At 42.0% G+C, this 19,969-nt stretch carries 15 protein-coding genes; 5 read left to right on the plus strand and 10 right to left on the minus strand.

The window, feature by feature from the left end; genetic code table 11:
- From L4D78_RS25510 to L4D78_RS25520, 3 genes are all read left to right on the plus strand, one after another.
- Nucleotides 1–555: IMP dehydrogenase (locus tag L4D78_RS25510; RefSeq protein WP_428469531.1), on the plus strand; the 555-nt coding region annotated here is incomplete at its 5' end.
- A gap of 154 nt (nt 556–709) precedes the next feature.
- Nucleotides 710–1,549: a helix-turn-helix domain-containing protein gene (locus L4D78_RS25515; RefSeq protein WP_428469532.1), complete on the plus strand. Its 840-nt coding sequence runs from the start codon at nt 710–712 to the stop codon at nt 1,547–1,549.
- Between the two features lie 110 nt (nt 1,550–1,659).
- Nucleotides 1,660–3,027, plus strand: coding sequence for an MATE family efflux transporter (locus tag L4D78_RS25520; RefSeq protein WP_428469533.1), 1,368 nt, complete (start codon nt 1,660–1,662; stop codon nt 3,025–3,027).
- A 94-nt stretch (nt 3,028–3,121) separates the two neighbouring features.
- Here L4D78_RS25520 and L4D78_RS25525 read toward each other — a convergent pair whose 3' ends face one another.
- The 6 genes from L4D78_RS25525 to gshA form a co-directional block, all read right to left on the minus strand.
- Nucleotides 3,122–3,670 carry a hypothetical protein gene (locus L4D78_RS25525; protein ID WP_428460676.1) on the minus strand — a complete coding sequence of 183 codons (549 nt, stop codon included), beginning with the start codon at nt 3,668–3,670 and terminating at the stop codon, nt 3,122–3,124.
- Nucleotides 3,671–4,049: 379 nt separating this feature from the next.
- Entirely contained in the window at nt 4,050–4,592 is a 543-nt protein-coding gene (gene sigZ, locus L4D78_RS25530) for an RNA polymerase sigma factor SigZ (protein WP_428469534.1), read from the minus strand.
- A gap of 162 nt (nt 4,593–4,754) precedes the next feature.
- Nucleotides 4,755–6,224: a glutathione synthase gene (locus L4D78_RS25535; RefSeq protein WP_428469559.1), complete on the minus strand. Its 1,470-nt coding sequence runs from the start codon at nt 6,222–6,224 to the stop codon at nt 4,755–4,757.
- Between the two features lie 25 nt (nt 6,225–6,249).
- A complete protein-coding gene (locus tag L4D78_RS25540) occupies nt 6,250–8,067 on the minus strand; it encodes an ABC transporter ATP-binding protein (RefSeq protein WP_428469535.1) in 1,818 nt (605 codons plus the stop codon).
- Entirely contained in the window at nt 8,060–9,865 is a 1,806-nt protein-coding gene (locus L4D78_RS25545; protein ID WP_428469536.1) for an ABC transporter ATP-binding protein, read from the minus strand. The genes L4D78_RS25540 and L4D78_RS25545 overlap by 8 nt, the downstream gene beginning before the upstream one ends.
- A 12-nt stretch (nt 9,866–9,877) precedes the next feature.
- Complete coding sequence (gene gshA, locus L4D78_RS25550; protein ID WP_428469537.1) at nt 9,878–11,449, minus strand: glutamate--cysteine ligase; 1,572 nt, start codon at nt 11,447–11,449, stop codon at nt 9,878–9,880.
- A 331-nt stretch (nt 11,450–11,780) separates the two neighbouring features.
- Between gshA and L4D78_RS25555 the strand changes: the two genes are divergently transcribed.
- Both L4D78_RS25555 and L4D78_RS25560 read left to right on the plus strand, forming a co-directional pair.
- On the plus strand, nt 11,781–13,256 hold the full coding sequence (locus L4D78_RS25555) for a peptide MFS transporter (RefSeq protein WP_428469538.1): 1,476 nt from the start codon (nt 11,781–11,783) through the stop codon (nt 13,254–13,256).
- A gap of 386 nt (nt 13,257–13,642) precedes the next feature.
- Nucleotides 13,643–14,686: a GMP reductase gene (locus tag L4D78_RS25560; RefSeq protein ID WP_428469539.1), complete on the plus strand. Its 1,044-nt coding sequence runs from the start codon at nt 13,643–13,645 to the stop codon at nt 14,684–14,686.
- A 143-nt stretch (nt 14,687–14,829) separates the two neighbouring features.
- Here the strand turns inward: L4D78_RS25560 and L4D78_RS25565 are convergent, their stop codons facing one another.
- The 4 genes from L4D78_RS25565 to norW all read right to left on the minus strand — a co-directional run bounded on the left by L4D78_RS25565 (nt 14,830) and on the right by norW (nt 19,966).
- Nucleotides 14,830–17,214 carry a PAS domain-containing hybrid sensor histidine kinase/response regulator gene (locus L4D78_RS25565; RefSeq protein ID WP_428469540.1) on the minus strand — a complete coding sequence of 795 codons (2,385 nt, stop codon included), beginning with the start codon at nt 17,212–17,214 and terminating at the stop codon, nt 14,830–14,832.
- Nucleotides 17,211–18,254, minus strand: coding sequence for a cytochrome-c peroxidase (locus L4D78_RS25570; protein ID WP_428469541.1), 1,044 nt, complete (start codon nt 18,252–18,254; stop codon nt 17,211–17,213). The genes L4D78_RS25565 and L4D78_RS25570 overlap by 4 nt, the downstream gene beginning before the upstream one ends.
- A 168-nt stretch (nt 18,255–18,422) precedes the next feature.
- Nucleotides 18,423–18,761, minus strand: a complete 339-nt coding sequence (locus L4D78_RS25575; RefSeq protein WP_428469542.1) for a TehB family protein — start codon at nt 18,759–18,761, stop codon at nt 18,423–18,425.
- Between the two features lie 56 nt (nt 18,762–18,817).
- Nucleotides 18,818–19,966, minus strand: coding sequence for an NADH:flavorubredoxin reductase NorW (norW, locus tag L4D78_RS25580; protein ID WP_428469543.1), 1,149 nt, complete (start codon nt 19,964–19,966; stop codon nt 18,818–18,820).
- Nucleotides 19,967–19,969: the final 3 nt, after the last annotated feature.

The following is a 19,969-nucleotide window of genomic DNA, read 5'->3' on the forward strand; positions in this document are numbered from 1 at the left end:
ATGGTTGAAGAGCTTATCCTAGCGGGTGCTGATATCGTTAAAGTCGGTATCGGCCCTGGTTCTGTGTGTACAACTCGCGTTAAAACTGGCGTTGGTTACCCTCAACTTTCAGCTATCATCGAATGTGCAGACGCAGCACACGGCCTTGGCGGTCGTATCATCGGTGACGGTGGCTGTTCATGTCCTGGTGATGTGGCTAAAGCATTCGGTGGCGGTGCTGATTTCGTGATGCTTGGTGGTATGCTAGCCGGTCACGAAGAAAGTAACGGTGAAGTTATCGAACAAGATGGCAAAACCTTCATGAAGTTCTACGGCATGTCTTCTGAGTCAGCAATGGCTAAACACTCTGGCGGCGTGGCTAAATACCGTGCAGCTGAAGGTAAAACCGTGCTATTGCCTTTCCGTGGCCCAGTTGAAAATACTATCCAAGATATCATGGGTGGCATTCGCTCAACTTGTACCTACGTAGGTGCAGCTCAACTTAAAGAGCTGACCAAGCGTACTACGTTCATCCGCGTACAAGAACAAGAAAACAACGTATTCGGTAAAGAATAAATAAGTATTCGATAAAGAGTAAGCGCTAAGCTTACTCACTAAGAATTATTAAAGGCTACCTTCGGGTGGCCTTTTTCGTTTATGTTCATAAAAAATACAATCACTTAAACCTAACACGTATAATGACGTTAAAAACACAGATCACAGGCTCTCAATGTCAGACCATATTCCCTTAAAACAATTACCCAAAGGAAGCCCTCTTGGTGTCGACTTCATTGAGAGTAACGATACTTCTTCTTATAGCCTCCCCCACCGTCATGAGTATTATGAAATTGTGTGGGCGCTAGAAGGGACTGGAAGCCATAGCATCGACTTCGTGCAATACCCATTGAATGAAGGCGATATCTATTTTATCTCACTTGGTCAAGTTCACAGCCATACCAAAACGAATGGTCGAGTTTGCGTCATCATTTTCCAACCAGATTTCATCGAGCAAAGTTATCGTGGACAGCTGTCTATCGATCAAACTTTTTATAATAAAACATCGACTCCATATATTAAGCTCGATCAATATGCATCAGACGATTTCAAAAATATGCTAAGAATCATGACTCAGGAGTTGGACCGCCTAGAGCCAACCATCAACTGGGATCTAGTCGGTGCAATGCTCAATGGTATGCTGCAATACTCTCTTCGCTTCACATCGGATGATTTGCAGGATAAATCTTTAATACAGCAGCGTATGTACCGCTTATATATTTTAATCGATAACCACTATCGTACTGAAAAGAAAACGGACTTCTACGCCCAGCAACTCGCTATTTCAAATAAGCGCGCTAATGAAATTGCACGCCAGCATTCTGGTAAAACTATCTCAAAGCTACTCCATGAACGTATTATTTTAGAAGCAAGGCGAGAACTCGCTTTCACCACTAACACCGTAAAACAAATCGCACATGACCTTGGCTATGATGATGTTGCTTACTTCTGCCGATTTTTTAGGAAAGTCGCCAATGAATCACCGCTTGATTTTCGTTCAAGAGTGTTCAAATAGTCCTATAGATCCACCATTTAATCCATTTCTTCATACTTGTTGTTACCAGATAATACCCACCTAACGAATAATTATGCCGTCGCTTTACTAGCGCTACGGTGGAGTTAAACATGGCAACAAGTAATATCGATCTGCACTACACGCCGATAAAACGGTGCTTTAAACATTACCTATTACCTGCAATTACCGGGCTTGTGATCAAATCGCTCTTTATTATGGGTGATACCATCATGATTGGTCGAGGTACAGGCCCTGACGGCTTAGGCGCAGTTGCACTAACTATCCCTTTTTTCTCATTCTTTACTGCAATAGCCATGATGTTAGGTATTGGTGGCTCAGCCATGATGGCGATCCAATTTGGTAAAGGCCGCTTTCAAGAAGGACAAACACTGTTTGTCCAATCTCTTCTACTCACTTTGCTTTTTGCGGGTAGCTTGTCATTCGCAGGCCTTTATTGGCTTGACGATATCCTTGCCTTAATGGGCGCCCAAGGAAATATTGCGGAACTGACAAGTGACTTTCTGGGCATCATGCTGCAATTTTTCATTATTTATGCGCTTGGTTGGGTTCTCTCATGCTTTATTCGTAACGATGGCAACCCTAAGCTTGCTATGTATGCCATGGCAGGCAGTGCTTTGCTTAACCTTGTCCTAGACTACTTTTTCATTTTCCACTTTGGTTGGGGGATTAAAGGGGCTGCCTATGCGACAGGTATTGCACAGTCTCTGATGCTGCTATTTTTACTAACCCACTTTATCACTCCTCGCAGCAGGTTACGCTTATCCCTTAAAGGGATCGGGCTGAACAAAGCACCGAAGATATTATCTATTGGGTTACCTATCTTTTTTATCGAATCTTCAATGGCTGCGACAACGCTCATTTACAACATTGTGCTGCTTGATCTTGGTGGAGAGCTATACCTGAATGCATTCAGTATTGTTATGAATGTAGGGATTTTCGTGATGTTCATTTTGGTTGGTGTTGGACAAGCTTGCCAGCCTATTATTAGCTTTAACCACGGCGCTGAAGCAACTGATCGAGTACGAGAAACGTTATTTATTGGCCTAAAGTTTGCCGTTATTACAGGAGTTATCGCAGTAATTGCATCTCAGCTATTCTCTACTCAGATAGCCAGTGTATTTACCGTCGACAACCCTGAACTGGTTATGCTGTCAGCCAGCGCTTTAGCCTTCTATTTCTTGGCATTTCCATTTATGGCGCTAAACCTGGTAACAGCGACTATGTTCCAATCAGTCGGTAGCCCCGCTAATGCTAATATTATTTCGATTTTTCGAGGCTTTCTATTCGTTATCGTTGGATTATTCGTATTGCCTAAATTCCTGCCAGAAACAGGCGTATGGCTGAGTCCGTTATTTGCGGAAACACTAACCGCTTTCATTAGTCTCATACTGCTAACTCGGTTACTCAAACAAATGAATACATCTAACCCGAACCCAGCGACCGCAGACCAAACCTAGCTAAATGTTTAAGTCCTTAAACAAAAAGCCGCACTGTTAAAGTTAAACAGTGCGGCTTTAATTTGTCTGTTAATTCTTTTTCCAATCAGCAGGTTTAGTTTTGAGCGACTGGCTCTACTTTTTCTTGCTGGCTTGGTGCAATAAGCTTGTATGACATGATACCGATAACCATACACTTAATGATCATCATCTGGGTATTACCAAAGTATGCGCCCAAACCAACGAAGCCAGAGATCAGCATCAATGTGCGGTATTTTTTCAGCGTTGTCATATAAAGTGCGGCAACAATTAAGCCAAGATCCATAAATTGTAATGCAACAGGAAGTGTTGGATCAGCAATGAAACCCGTCACAGCCACATATACAATGTATAGGATTGCAGCTGCCATAATTGCGGCAAGTGTATTCACTACAGCTTTGGCTGCTGTCGTAAAGTCATTTACGTAGCGATAAGTGTTAATCGCAGCCACTGACAGGTTTAAGATCAGTTTCGGCCACCAGCCCATTAGAATCGACCAGATAATATCATTCGCTGCAGAACCAAAGGCTGCAAAACGGGTAAATTTCATGCTGTTAAACACAGTGATGGAGATGTAGAACGCGACCGAGGTCCACCCTAATACTTCTGTAAGTAATTCTAGCAAAACAATATCTCTTTCTAATGGTGCGATTATTGTGTAGTTAAAGCAAATAGCAATATGAACACCTGCACATATGGCAACTTACCAAATAATAAATCTAATATTGATGAATTATCCAGATAATAATACCGCAAGCCAATCGAATTATGCAAAATCAAGATGCAACAACACGTTAATTCTGTGAAGTTAAACTAGTATGGTGATACATGTTGGATGAGATGTATGGAGATTTATGCAAGAAAGGGGAAACTTGTACCCACATAGCAAAGTAGAATAGAGTCGTGACGTAACTTGTACTCTTTTGAGATAAAGCGACACCATAGGCATAGGCATAGGCATAGGCATAGGCATAGGCATAGGCATCGCTCAAATTGTTTATCAATCAACACTTACCGCAGCTGTTCTCTTTTTCTTCATAGCCCATCACATTACCGTGAGAATCGAGTGATAAATCACAGCACTCTTGAAACAGACCATGCATTTTTTCTCGGCTTTTTTGCACTCTCGATTTTAACGTCGAATATTTTATGCCTTTCTCTTCTGCATATTCTTTTTGGGACTGACCGTTGATTTCGATGGCAATTAGCATATCAGCATCTGCTTTTGGTAAAGCCTGAAGCATTGGCACCACACATTCTGAAAGCTCCTGATGAATAGTCACATCATCTTCTTTATACCAAAGGTCATCTTCGGTCAGATTTTTTGCTCTCGCTTTCTTACGATAAAAATCGATGATCGAGTTGTTGGCAATCTGAAACAACCATGACTTTACCTTGCTACGCTCTTTTAAGTTGTTCAGGTTATGATGCGTTTTTATCAGGATATCTTGCAGCAGATCGTCTACGTCATCATGATCGGACACTTTTGAATACAAAAACGCTTTCAAACTCGAACTGTATTCATTCCATACAACTTCAACATTCATGTTTTTTCTCTAGTCACTTCACGTACAAACGGAAGCTATTTAAACCAATAAAAATAAATATATCCAAGTCAGCTCAAGTAACAAACTCAAGCTAACCTAGACATAGATGTAAACCAATATCAGTCACTCAGTTTAATAGTAACTGCTTGTACTAATCACAGTTTAGTCAATCAACGTAATTGAATCTAAAATCCCTTTACCACTATGAATGCCGCCCTCATTTTCTTTCGCGGGTTTACTGCGTACTAAGTATCCTGCGTAGCCATTTAACTCAGTGACGGGTTCACCATTGAAATAAGCGGTGAACAGGCCAATTTCGCTTACCAAATCATCAACTTGAGAGAGTTCGCCATCACGAACAGCAATGGTTGGGCGTTCGCGTTCATGCGGATATAAACGTTGCATTAACGCCCACGCATCATAATCTTCTGGCTTCAGCTTAGCTAATCTGTCGCTAATGTCTTCACCAAAGACGCAGTGGCCGCCGCCTTCGCCTTGATTTTTCAGTACCCACTCGTGCTTGTAGGCTTCAGCCTCAAACCAATTAATCGTTTCCTTGTTAATAGGGCGCATATCAGCAAGCACGCTTTTAACGAGTTCAGCCTCTTCAACATTCAATCCCCAGCGTTCGAACTCTGGTACAGGCATCATAGTAAGCAACATTTGCATCGTCTTACTGGTTGCCAACTGCTGACTAATCGTGGCGTTCACTGCCACATTATGCTGCTCAATGAACACTCGTGTTTGACTCAAGGTGTGGCAACAGGTTTCTTCTTGTAACTCAGGCGCAAAATAATCTTCATATTGATAACCTGCACGTAGGTAAACCACATCAACAGCGCCAATACCTTTAAGCATTAGGCGATTGTCTTCTCCGCTATACAACTGAGTTGCCAGTTGATCGAAAGTACGTCTAACCGTTCTCAGCCCGATACGCTGAAGCTCAACCTCAAGCAGGTGCTGGTCATAGACATTATCTTCGTTCTTTTGAACCACCATCAAAAACGTTGGCTGAGCGTTATCATTAAACTCACCTTGGATCTTACGTGCAGCGACTGCGATACCATAAGCCAATTGCTCAAGGCCAACATTCTCGGCAGGTTTCGCTGTTGCATCTTCTACCCACTGACCGTAAGTTTCAGGCCATTGATTTTGCATGAACTGGTGCAGCTGCGTAGCCCGCTGACCAAACGGCCCCATACCCGCAGCAATTCCGTTAAACTCGATGACTTTAGCGCCTTGCTGACGGTCATCCATATAATCGGTGCGCATGAGTAGCAACGGTTGACGTGCCGCAGGTTGAATACTGTCTGTACCATGTACCTGCTGATGTAACGACATCAAGCGACCAAAAAACGGATCGGCCTGCGCCATTTCCTGCAGTGATGATTGCAAGAAAGCATGATCTTCAGACACATTGCTGATCAATTTGGTGATCAATGGCGTCACTTTCAAAAGGTGTTGGTATACCTCACGCTTCATCGACATTGGTGCAACACTGAATGGGCAATGCCTTGCCGTACCATCACTGTTTTTTATCGCCACACCATGCATGATTGACCATTCACAAGCTTCATCAATAACCTGTTTTGCTAGCAACCCTGATGCTTGGGATTTTTTATCTGAATTCATAATTGTGCCTTTAGTTGATGAAGCATCAAGCAGCTGTTGCGGCTGCCAAGCCAAGGTTGAAATTTTCATGTTCTTTTTCTTCTTCTGTTTTCTGTGCAAGGTACAATTCTTGGTAATCACCGGGTTGAGCAACTAGTTCATCATGGGTGCCAGTCTGAACCACTTTCCCCTTGCTCATCACAAGAATTTGATCGGCGTTTTGTATCGTTGAAAGGCGGTGTGCAACCGCGATCACTGTTCGCCCGCGTTGAATATTGGCTAAGGCCGTTTTTACTGCCTCTTCTGTCTCGCTGTCGATATTGGCTGTCGCCTCATCGAGTAGGAAAATTTGAGGATCATGTGCAAGCGCTCGCGCTAGCGCCAATAGCTGCCGTTCACCAGTCGATAGTGACGAGCCTCCGTATCCTGGCTGGTGTGCATACCCACCAGATAAGCGCTCGATAAATGCTGATGCTTTTACCTGCGTAGCTGCATCTCGCGCTTTGGATTTATCCGGCTCTTGGTGTGACAAGTCGATGTTTTCTAAAATAGAACCGCTGAAAATATACGGATCCTGAGAGACTAAACCAAACAATCGACGCAGTTGTGCTTCTGGCAATGCTTGAATTTTTTCTCCACCCACTAAGATGTCGCCTTGTTGGTGCTGATAAAATCGCATTAATAGATTAATGACTGAGCTTTTACCACTGCCGCTATGTCCAACAATCGCGGTAAACTTGCCGCCTTCAGCGGTAAAGCTCACGTTAGACAAAGCAGTATGACCTTCTTCATAAGTTAGACTGACATTTTGGAACTCAATGTCTTTTTGAGTAGTTAATTCAGCGAAGGTCGAAGGCTGCTCACCCTGTCCCTCTTTATCGTCAAGCAATTCGAAAATTCGCTTTGACGACACCGTGGCCACCTGAAGTTTACGCAGCTCCATCGACAACTGACGGAACGGGTCAAAGAAACGCTCGATATAATTCAAAAAGGCATACAAAGTACCAATTTCCACCACCGTATTTAATGATGCACCCCCAAACCAAGCGACAATACCGATAGCAGTCATCGAACCAACTAAACGTGTGAATGGTGCGAGCATCAAGCTATCTATAGCAATAGAGCGGGTACGGAATTTAAACCAGCTATTATTGCTTTCTTCAAACTTATCTTGGAAAGCCTTTTCCTGCTGAAACGCTTGGATCAACGACATCCCTTGCAACGACTCGCTGATATTATTGTTGATGTTACTTACCTGTACTCGAATGCCATCAAAAATCGGCATCGAAACCTTACGATATAAGTGCATGGTAAGTAGTAAAACAGGGATCAGTGCCAAACTCAGCAACATCAAACGCCAATCTAGCAAGGCTATCGCAATGAATATACCCATGATCCTCATGCTACCCTGAATGATCGTTGGCATAGTCGAAACAAACATATCGCGTAACGATTCTGTATCGTTGGTGATATATGACACTAACTTACCCGATGGCAACTTATCAAAGGTACGGATAGGAAAATTAAGTACGTGCTCAAACAGCTCCTTCCTTACATCGTTAACCACCAACAAAGCACCGTGCCGAAACGACAGCGCCTGAAAGTACTGGAAAACCGCTTGAATAACGTAGAAGCCAAACACTAACCCACTCAGTATCCCTAAATGAGCCCAGTCAAACTGCTGAGGAACAATCACGTCATCCAAGATAGTTTTAACCAACCAAGGAATTGCCATCTCAGCCGCAATAGCAATACTCAACATAGCAAACGCTGCGATAAAGCGGGCTTTATGAGGTAATGAGTAAGTCACCAAGCGACGAAATGGCGAGTGACTGCTCGGGTTGTTTTTGTGAAGATTACGCATAACTTTCTCCTAATGCCTCCGTTGATACTGCTGCAGGCATTACTTCCGATACAGGTCTAGCTGCCCCGAGTTGACTCTGGCGGTTATACACTTTCGCGTACCAAGCTTGGTTGTCCATAAGTGATCGGTGAGTTCCCCTCTCGGTAATTTGTCCCTGATCTAACACCACAATATGATCAGCATCGACTAAATTTGGTAAGCGTTGGGTAATTAGCAACATGGTTTTATTACCATAATGCGTTTTTAAGTTATGCCGCACTTTCGCTTCTGTTCTCATATCCAGAGCACTGAATGGGTCATCCAGTAAAAGAATATCGGCATCGGTTAGTAACGCCCTTGCTAAGGTTAAACGCTGCCTCTGGCCACCTGACAAATTTGAGCCATTCTCGGTAAGCTGGGTATTAAAGCCATCAACCATGGCTTCAATTTCATCTTTTATTCCGGCCATTTCCGCGACATGCTTTATCTCTTGCTCAGAAGCGTTAGGTTTCGCCATCGCAATATTTTCAGCGATGGTGCCAGAGAACAAGAAAGGCTTCTGCGGCACCCATGCCATTCTGCTACGTAATGACTGAAAGGTAAGTTGATCGATTGGCACACCAGCCAGCGTTATATTCGACTGTGTATCAACAAACCCGTACTGCCTTAGCAATAAACTGATCAGCGTACTTTTTCCTCCACCAGTTGGCCCTGTAACACCAACTAAGCCACCAACAGGAAGTTGGAGTTCGACATTTTCCAGTGCATTGTGACCCGTTTTTGGATAAGCAAACTGAGATATATTAAATTCAACATCCGCTCGTATATCACTTGATAGTTCAGTGTCCCCTTCAGTCACTTGAGGTTTCTCAGCAAACAGCTTTTCCAAACGACGCCAAGAGGTACTCCCACGTTGGAAAATGTTGAACTGCCAACCAAACTGCAAAAATGGCCCAAGTAACTGTGCTAAATACAGAGTAAAGCTAGTAAACAGGCCAACAGTGATCTCACCTTTACTGATCAACCAAGCACCATAAGCAATAGCAATAACAAACGATGAACCGTAAATTAGCTGGATAGTCGGACCAAACAACGAGTCAATTTTGGCCACCGATAGGTTAGCCTCAAAAGTATCATCAAGGGTCTGGCCAAAACGTTGCTGCTGACGCTGGTTAATACCGTGCGATCGTACGGCACGAATACCTGACACCGTTTCTCTTGCTTCTTCATTCAAATTAGAGAAAGCGGCTTGGGCACGACCAAACCTTTTTTGCATCGCTGTTCCATATTTATGGGTGATATACACTAGCAATGGGAATGGTAACAATGCCACAGCCGTCAGCTGGCCACTGACGACGAAGATCATACCGAAAATCACGGTAAGACCAGCAATAAGAGAATCCACCATGGTCATCACACCACCACCAGCGGCTTGTTCAACAGCATTGAGGTCATTAGTGGCATGGGCCATCAAATCACCACTACTGTGTCGAGCATAGAATGACGGCGATAGTGCACTAAATTGCCAAAACAATTCACGACGGATCACACGAGTAATCGCAACAGAAGCACCATATAACTGGCTGTGCCACACATACCGTAAGCCATACATACCTATCGCCGCCACTAGAATACCCAACAGGTGCAGGGCTAAAAACTCACGCGTCAAGGTATCTGAACTGATGGCATCAACAATTCGACCAATCAACCAAGGTGGTGCGAGGTTTAAAATGGCAACAACTTGAAGCCCAATAAACGCAATAATATAACGGTGGGCAAACATCTTAATGTAGCCCCGCAATCTCCAAAGAATATCCATTAATTTTTGTACCTAGTTACAGCCGCAATGCACGGTATTTTTTTCATTGATGAATTCGTCAAAACTAATTTCAGCCTGTGCTTCTAATGCCCTTTGTGATAATAACGAATCATTCGTAATCTCAATAAGTTGAGCATTGTAGTCAACGTCTATCGCCTCGGCTTTGTGGTAAGTCATATGTTCACGTGACAAATTCAAGATATGTTCGCGATAACTCAATTTCTGAGTTCGCATATCAGCCAAGAGCCGTGCTGAAGGTGTAAGTTCGCTATCGATAAATTTGGCCTTTTCTGACTCAATGCTCTGCTTGTAGGCTTCTGAACCTAAAGCACGATCAAACATCGATGCCACTGCCTTCATTGAAGTCAGTAGTGTTTGCCCCATGTCACTTAAACTTTGCTCGCCCTCAAGCGTCGGTAACGCCACACCTGGCTTTCTGCCTAACGTCGCCACTAACTCTTGTCGCTGTTGAATTAGGTGTTGTTCTTGCTCTGATAATTCAGGGCTTGGTGTTAAGGCACAGTAGGTAAGAAACACATCCAAAAAATCACTTTGTGATTCACTGATCCCCAAGGGTAAATACGGATTATTATCGACACTTCTAAGCTCGATATATTTCACGCCATCACGACACAGTGCATCGAGCGGCCTGAGTTCATTACTGACTATTTTTGGGCGCACAGAGCCATAAAGCTCATTTTCAAGCTGTAGTATCGATGTATTGAGTTGCTGGCCATCGCCAAACTGCACATAACGCTCACTCGGCAGCGCCAAAATACGACACAAACCGTTTAAGTACTCAGACTTATTGTTATAACTGATTGGATATCGAGATTGCTCATCGTTGGTATACCCCAAATTACTCAAGCGTAATGATGTTGCCCAAGGTAGATATAAGGTCTCCTCATCCAGCATTACCAGTGAATGTGCCCTACCAGCGAGATAGCTGGCATCAACAGCAGGTGAAGCACCAAACAAATAGGGAATAACCCAACCGTGGCGCATCACATTACGAATAAGATGAAAGTATCGTTCCGAAATAAAATCGGCTAAAGACAGCGTACTTTGTTCATGCACATGCAGTGCTTGCCAGAAGCTTTCAGGCAATGAAAAGTTATAGTGGATACCTGAGATTGTTTGCATCCGCTTGCCGTAGCGATTAGCAAGCCCTTCTCGGTAGAGCATTTTCATACGGCCAGCATTCGAACTGCCATAATCTGCAATCGCTATCGCCTTGTCGTCAGGTAAAGCCGGAGGCATACTCCCAGCCCACATTAGCTCCCCTTCCGGCAGATTATCATTAACAAAACGGTGTAACGTCGTTAAAAAGCCAAATGTTTCTGCTTTATTACTTACCGCAGGTGTCACAAGCTCAAGCTGGGCTTCAGCAAAATCTGTCGTAATATGCGGGTGAGTAAGCGCTGATCCTAATTGTGTTGGGTGGGCATGCTGAGACAGGCTTCCCTGTGAGGAAGTACGAATAGACTCACGCTCTATGCCACGGAGAATACCTGCCAATGACGATATTATACTGCTGCTCTGTAAAGACATCGTCTCTTCTTGTTTAATTTTTGTTTGCTGCATCTTCACTTTTCTTAACGCTACAACGTAAAAATGATGGTGTGAACATTCACGCCATCGCTAATGATGTTTGTTCCAATGTGTATAAGACGAAGAGGTCGAGAAAAAGACGAAAAAAAAATTAAATTAATGAAGATATCTCTACGCTCTCTATAAAAAATCAACCACCATTAGAAAAACCACACCAGAGCATAAGAAAAAGTAATGTGCTTTTGATCAATTATAAACGCATTTAATCGCATCCCTCTTGCATGTTAATGATAGTATCAGCAACGAATTTACAATTTGTTACATTTTCCTTTCTCATATAATCCATAAACAAAGAGATGTAGTTATGTGGAATAGACTGAATAAGTCGATGATGGTTTGCCAAATGATGTTTGGCTTATCTTTTTACGGCGTGATGGTAATTTTAACCCGCTTTTTCTTAGAGAACTTAGGTTACAGCGAAGCAGATACAATGATGGTTGTTGGGGCATTCTCATCGATAGGCCCTCTTTTCGCGATTGCGGGCGGCTTCATTGCTGATAAATTCTTAGGGGCTTATCGTTCTTTAACCATAAGTTACTGTGGTTTTGCTGTTGGCTATGCATTACTTATTTTAGGCGCTTCAACGCTGAATGTACCCATGAGCCTTGTTGGTATAGCCTTAGCCAGTTACTCTCGAGGGTTGATGTCACCATCCTACCCTAGCCTGTATAAACGTACATTCGCGACCGAAGAAGATTTCGAAAATGGTTACCCAGTTAACTATTCTGTTAATAATATCGGCGCTTTCCTAGGCCAATATTTGTTCCCAATGTTTGTGCTTGTACTCGGGTTTAACGGCAGCTTCTCACTTTCCGCAGTGATGGCTTTCATTGCATTTATTATTCTTGTCGTTTCACGTAAACAATTAGTGACTGTTGCAGCAGAGATAGATCAACAGCCTGTCAGTGCAAAGAATTGGCTGGCATTTATTGGCATTTCTATGTCAATGATCGGCTTAGTATTCTTCATGTTCTCTAACATGGATATCGGACAGAATATTGTTTATGCCATTGGCGCTGCTGCTATCTGCTACTTTATCACTTTAATGGTAAAGGCAAAAAAATCAGACGCGATGAAAATGGGTACTATCCTGATCATGACAGCGCTTACAACGGCCTTCTTTGTTTACTATGGCCAAATGATGACTTCAATGACCATGGTAACGATTAATACCATGCGCGGTGATCTATTCGGTTTCATCCCTATTGCACCAGAAGCATCAATGGCTATGAACCCGCTTTGGTGTATTGTCGGGGGTCCACTGATTGCTATGACTTTCTCATCACTAGAGAAGCGTAACATCAATTTCTCGACAGCAACCAAAGTTGGTTTTGCCTTTATACTTACCGCTATTGCATTCGGTATTCTAACGGTAGCGGTAATGTCTATAGGGCCTGATGTTGTAATCCGTCCTGAGGTATTCCTAGCCATTCACTTCTTCCAAGCGTTAGCAGAAGTCATTGTAGGTAGTATGGTGGTTGCCTTTATTCTTTCTGTTGCACCAAAACACATTGAAAACTTCTCTGTCAGTTTATTCTCGGTCGCTATTGCATTAAGTGGCATCGTGGGTGCTGTGTTCTCAACCTCAATTGCTTTAGAAAAAGGGCAAGAGATTACACAAGAAATAGTGCAGACCGTTTATGGTGATTACTTCCGTATGCTAACTATTCTGGCTGTTGTTATGGTGGTAGTCGCATTACTGGCATCACGTGTGATCACAAAAATGCTTAAAACTAGCGAAGAATCGCAAGACTTGGCGTTAGCTGAAGCTGAAAGTTAACCTTTTACTTCAATATACCTAATAACGAGAGCCTCCGAATATGGGGGCTTTTTATTATTTGTAGGAAAAACACATCAAAAACATCCATATTATGGACGCGATCTAATCAAGCAATTGTAGTTAGTTCTTTCTTTGTACTTATGGGGATAAAGCGAGGTTTTTTTGAACAACTTTTGTGTTTCTCAACATATAATCTTTTCAAAGATATCACAAAAAAAACTTTATTATCAGTCTTGCTAATAAAGTTTCTGGGCCTATAATGCTGAAAACCGGAGCGTCTGCCAACGCTCCGGTTTTTTTGTGCCTGCAACATGGTATCTAGGTGTGCTGTCTGCCAACAGCTACCTTCCATGAGGCAATATTCGATAAGATTTAAGGAATTACCAATGCGTATCGAACAAGACTTGAAGCTAGGTTTTAAAGATGTACTGTTTCGTCCAAAACGTTCAACCCTAAAAAGTCGCTCTCAAGTTGAATTAACCCGCGATTTTACATTCAAGCACAGCGGCCGTCAATGGTCTGGCGTACCTATTATTGCGGCTAACATGGATTCTGTKGGTAGCTTCGAAATGACYGCCTCTCTTGCTAAGCACGGYGTAATGACSGCTGTTCATAAGCACTACACGGTKGCTGACTGGGCTGAWTTCGTTAARAACAACGAARCKMRCGTKCTKAACAACGCAATGGTTTCTACTGGTACGTCTGAGGCTGACTTCCAGAAAACTAAAGATGTSATGGCACTGTCTGACGAYCTTATCTTTATCTGTATCGATATCGCTAACGGCTACTCTGAGCACCTTGTTCAATACGTACAAAAAGTACGYGCTGAGTTCCCTGACAAAGTGATTAGCGCAGGTAACGTTGTTACTGGCGAYATGGTTGAAGAGCTTATCCTAGCGGGTGCTGATATCGTTAAAGTCGGTATCGGCCCTGGTTCTGTGTGTACAACTCGCGTTAAAACTGGCGTTGGYTACCCTCAACTTTCAGCTATCATCGAATGTGCAGACGCTGCACACGGCCTTGGCGGTCGTATCATCGGTGACGGCGGTTGTTCATGTGCGGGTGACGTGGCTAAAGCATTCGGTGGCGGTGCTGATTTCGTGATGCTTGGCGGTATGCTGGCTGGTCACGAAGAAAGTAACGGTGAAGTTATCGAGCAAGATGGCAAAACCTTCATGAAGTTCTACGGCATGTCTTCTGAGTCAGCAATGGCTAAGCACTCTGGCGGCGTGGCTAAGTACCGTGCAGCTGAAGGTAAAACCGTGCTATTGCCTTTCCGTGGTCCAGTTGAAAATACTATCCAAGATATCATGGGTGGCATTCGCTCAACCTGTACCTACGTAGGTGCTGCGCAGCTTAAAGAGCTAACAAAACGTACTACTTTCATTCGTGTTCAAGAGCAAGAAAACAACACGTTTGGTAAAGAATAAATAAGTATTCGGTATAGAGTAAGCTTCAACGCTTACATATACAGTGCAGAAATAATACTGCGCTGATATAAATGAAAGTAGCCATACTTAATTATAGGCTTAAAAGCACAGCATGACTTTTAGGTTAACAGCAGTATGGCTACTTAAATCCCCTCCTCAATAACAAAATCTGATGAGGTTAATAGATCACGGTTACGTTCAAGTGCTTCAACAAAGCTTTCTTTTTGCAATGGTTTTGTCAGTACATAGCTAGCCCCAGCACCTATAAACTTCTCATGTGACTCTTTCAACACATCAGCAGTACAACCAAAAATAACAACTTTATCTTTTAACTCTTTTTTTATTATTCTTGTTGCCTCAATACCATCCATTATCGGCATATGGTTATCCATAAGGATCAAATCATAATTACGCTCTTTCACTTTATCAATCGCGACTTGCCCATTCACAGCTAAATCTACGTTATGGCCCTGTTTTTTACAGAACGTTTTGGCGACAAGCGCATTAATATTATTATCTTCAACAATCAAAATACTCAGAGTGTTAGGAAGTGCATGCTTATCAAGCGATATAGCCTGAGTGTTTTTACCTTCAACTATTTCCCCTGGTTTAAGGAATATTGTGATTGTAAATTTAGTCCCTACTCCTTTTTTACTGTCGATGGTTATATCACCCTGCATTAGGTTGGTCAGTTTTTTAACTATTGCCAACCCCAAACCTGTACCACCAAACTTTCGTGTTGTTGATGACTCAGCCTGAACAAATGGATCAAAAATTGCTTCAGTACGCTCGGGAGAAATACCTATTCCGGTATCTTCAACAACGATCAATAACGATTCGCAGCCATTTTTCACTTTTTTATCGGTTGTAAAACAAATACTCACTGAGCCTTCAGAGGTGAATTTAACCGCATTGCTTAAAAGGTTAAAGATTAACTGCCTAATTCTTGACTTATCACCACGATACGGTTTACCCATTGGGAGCTGATTATTTACTTTAAACTCAATACCTTTCTCATTACACAGTACCTTATACGTACTCGTTATAGGCCCGCAGATATCTTCAATTGTAAAGTCAGCCGTCTCAAGCTCTAACATGCCCTCTTCAATTTTAGATATATCTAATATATCATTAAGAAGCGAAAGTAAATGATTACCAGATTCTATTAATATCGAAATATGTTCTGCTTGCTGTTTATCAACTGGTGAACTTTCAAGTATTTGAGCCATACCAAGAATACCGTTTAAAGGTGTTCTCAACTCATGACTCATCGTAGCAAGAAACGTCGATTTTGCTTTATTCGATGCATCAGCAGTCATGACTGCTTGCTCTAAGTTCTGCTCTAACTGTTTTCTTTGACTCGTATCTCGTTCTACGACGATAAATTGTTCTATTTTATTATTATTGTTTTTAATTGGGGTAATAACCATCTCGATCCAGTATGGAGAACCGTCTTTGTGATAATTAATTAATTCAGATTTTATGACATCTCCTAACTTCAACTCTGTGGTGATACGGCGTAATTCCTCTTGAGAGGTCTCTTCCCCTTGTAATAGCCCACCAAACTGATTACCTTCAACTTCCTTCACCGTATATCCGGATAACGTCTCGAAGGCATGATTTGCCCACTGAATGAATCCGTCTTTATCTGTTATAAGAATCGCGTCACTTGCGTATTCAACAACCAAGGAAAGGTGCGAACGTTCTCGCTCTTTTTCTAGCAGCTCTCGATTAAGCGCATTTTCATGATATTGATGATTCCACTGTCGCCAATACAAATATGCAATCAATGCTATTAATAGTAAGCCTGATGAAGAGATAATATTGATAAATGCTTTAGATGCACATTCGACTAAAAAATTGTTCATTTTATTAATCGATTCATGAATACCACTTTCAACAAGAGCGATCTCTTCATTTCCGATAATTTTTTCGACCCGTGACCTCAGAGATACATAACTTATAATAGGTTGAACCTTCACTTCACCATCAATAATGGCAATTAATTCATTACTATCAATTTTATTCGAGATATAATCATAAACGGCTAACTTTTTATTATTATCATCTAACTTTGTTAAAGCATCTCTACTTAAGTCATCTATTACCGTTGTTGAAAAATCAAGAGAAACCTTTGCACTTAGTATTGTGTCTAACCGTTGAGCAAACAATAAAGACTCTAGCCTTATATCATTAGCTAACTTTATTAGTTCATTTTCAATAGGGTTGATAAATTTGGGATATCTATTATGGTTATCAACCACATTCTCATAGAGTAATTGAGAGTATGTCTCGACATTTACCAATTCATATGAAAAGTCATCATACGTCTTATAATCACTATATTTGAATGAATAAATTTCTTCGAGATTATGGTCGACATTCTGAGAGTGTAATAAATAGGATTGCTGATATCGATTACTAATGCTGATGTTAGTAACACTTATAATTAACCAAATAGCCGATGAAATGATTAAAGAAATGCTTATGTATTCCACCATACTTATATTCAATAATACCTTTTTCATTGAGCTAGCTCCTTTATAACTGGCGGTGGTGGCGCCGTCAAAGAGTGTAAAAAAGCACTCAACTCTATAACAGTACTTGCATCTAAATCACGACCCAGTTGAAATTTTCCCATTATCTTGATGGCATCTTCGAGTGAATCAGTTCGTCCGTCATGAAAGTATGGAGGGGTTTTTGCAACATTCCTCAAGCTTGCAACTCTGAAAAAGCCTTTGTCTTGTTCTTTTCCTGTAATGTGGTATCGACCAAGATCTTGATCATCAGAGATATGCCTACCCTCTATATTCCCAAAACGTTGGAATAAATTCCCGCCTATATTTACGCCTTGGTGGCAAACGATACAACCAAGCGAGTTAAATTTCTTCCAGCCAGCTAAAGCGGCAGGTTCAAGTGAACTTTCGTCTCCTTTCAGATACCTATCAAAAGGTGAATCAGGTGTATTCAATGCACTCATAAAAGTGACTAATGATGATTTCACCGTACTTTCATTTATCTCACCGTTAAACGCTAAGTCAAATTGCGTACGATAAGATTCATCGCTAACAACATAATCAACAATCTTCTTCCAACTTGTATCCATCTCTAACGGATTATGTACAGGGCCGTCCATCTGATTTTCTAAACTAGAAGCCCTTCCATCCCAAAAAAATCGAGCATTATTAATAATATTAAATACAGTTGGAGAATTACGTTCACCAGCACCATTAACACCTATAGACACTTTTATTGTTTCCGCGCCATTGTCAAATATATGGTGGCATGACTCGCAACTAATCAGCTGGTTAGACGAGAGGTTTTTGTCTAAAAACAGTCTCATCCCAAGTTTAGCTTTCTGTTTTATGTCTGGAGTAAGTTCAGGGGAAGTAATGGGTTGGATTAAGGCTATCGTAGTGCCTTCTTCATGCTTGTGAATAGGGCTATGGTCACCCACTTTACCTGAGTCGACTATTTCTAGCGGATCATTAAAGTTAAGAAAGAAARACAATCCAAATATTAATGTAATTGATAATACCATCATCCATTTGATGAGTATTTTGTTCATAAGAGCACCCCACACATACGCACCTTGATTAGTATGGAATATATATTTTTTTATTCAAGATTAGTTGCAATTCAAATGAATCTTATCTAGAGGTTCTTAATTTAAAACACGATCATCACACAGCACTAAAGAATTGGAGCTGAGCATTGCCAGCTCCTAAAATATTCACTATTTTTTCATGTTAAACATTGGCTTATCCGTTCTGTCTTTATCAGACCAGAAATTGATATTGAACTGTGCATCATCACTTATCTCAATTCGGTGCCAGTATTGAGGGGGGCTTGTCGCAAATTCACCAGCCTTAATAACAACTGTTATTTCAGGCTCAGTTTCTTCACTATCAGCAAAACCATAATACGTAACAATACCTTCCATTACGCACAGCTGGCCAAACACCCCTTCTGCAGTATTGTGGTGACTCAGCAAGGCCGCAGGTACATTTGCTTTTGTAAAAAATGGGGTCGATCGTTGAACCGTCCAGTTTGCAGGAATACGTTGATGACTCATTGTCGCCTCCTAAGGAGTTACCATCAAAATTGAAACTTATTTAATTAACAGCTTATTTAGTTAGCAGAGAGTTCTTTTAGCAATGGGAATGCTTGCTTTACGTGCTCTTGTGTAACCACGAAGCCTGCTAACACATCCTCTTTACCAAAAGACTGTACGGTGCTTCCTGCTTCATCGATATCAACTTGCCATCTCTGTACGCCTTCGACAGCCCTTCCCCCTAGCTGCATCGGATACAGTGGCGTTTTAATCTTGACCATCATCGATGGCAAAACAAGCTCTGTTTCACTCCCTAGTAGTGTTTTAGCTAATGCATTGGCACTTAATAAAGCGGGCTGTAAATAAGCCATAACCTTGCCGTTGATTTCAGCACAATCACCGATGGCATAAATATCAGGTGCCGAGGTTTGCAATGTACTATCGACCACGACGCCACGATTTACATTTATGCCTGCTTGATGTGCTAAGGCCACATTAGGCACTAAGCCTGCTGCTGATATCACGCAATCAATCTTCATGTCCCGCCCTGAAGATAGAGTAGCCAGAAGACCTTTTTGATCAGGTATCGCATTCAATTCAGTAACCGTGCTATTTAATACAATTTCAGTGCCTTGTTGACGCATTTTCTTAGCCAGTTGGTATGAAATCGATTCTGGCAGCATATTGGCCATAAGAGACTCGCAAGGGTCAACGATAACGACATGTTTGCCACTACTAGCAAGATCCATCGCCAGTTCAGTACCAATTAATCCGCCACCTATCACCATTACTCGCTTTGCTAGGTGAAGTTCATCTTGACGCGACTCATACTCTTTCAGGCTATTTAACGTAATTACCGCCTCAACAGCTGAGCCTGCCATCTTCGGGACAAATGTGCTTGCACCCGTCGCTAGCACTAACTTCGAGTATGAATAACACTGCCCATTTGCAGAAATTGTCCGGTTCTCTGTATTGATTTCATCGACGGTGGTATTTGCATGCAAAACAAAATTTTGGCTTTCAGCCATCGATTCACCGCATAAACGAATCAAGTCCCCTGCTAACTGCTGCTTTGATACGACATGACTTAAGTCTGGCTTGTTATAGTCATGACCATCATCTGCTGTGAATACGTGAATAGGTAACTGCGAGTTGTTACGACGTATGGCTTTTACCAATTGATAAGCAGCAAAGCCACTTCCAATAATAATGACAGGTGCTGTCATTGC

Source organism: Photobacterium minamisatsumaniensis, from assembly GCF_050336695.1.
Lineage (GTDB): Bacteria > Pseudomonadota > Gammaproteobacteria > Enterobacterales > Vibrionaceae > Photobacterium > Photobacterium minamisatsumaniensis.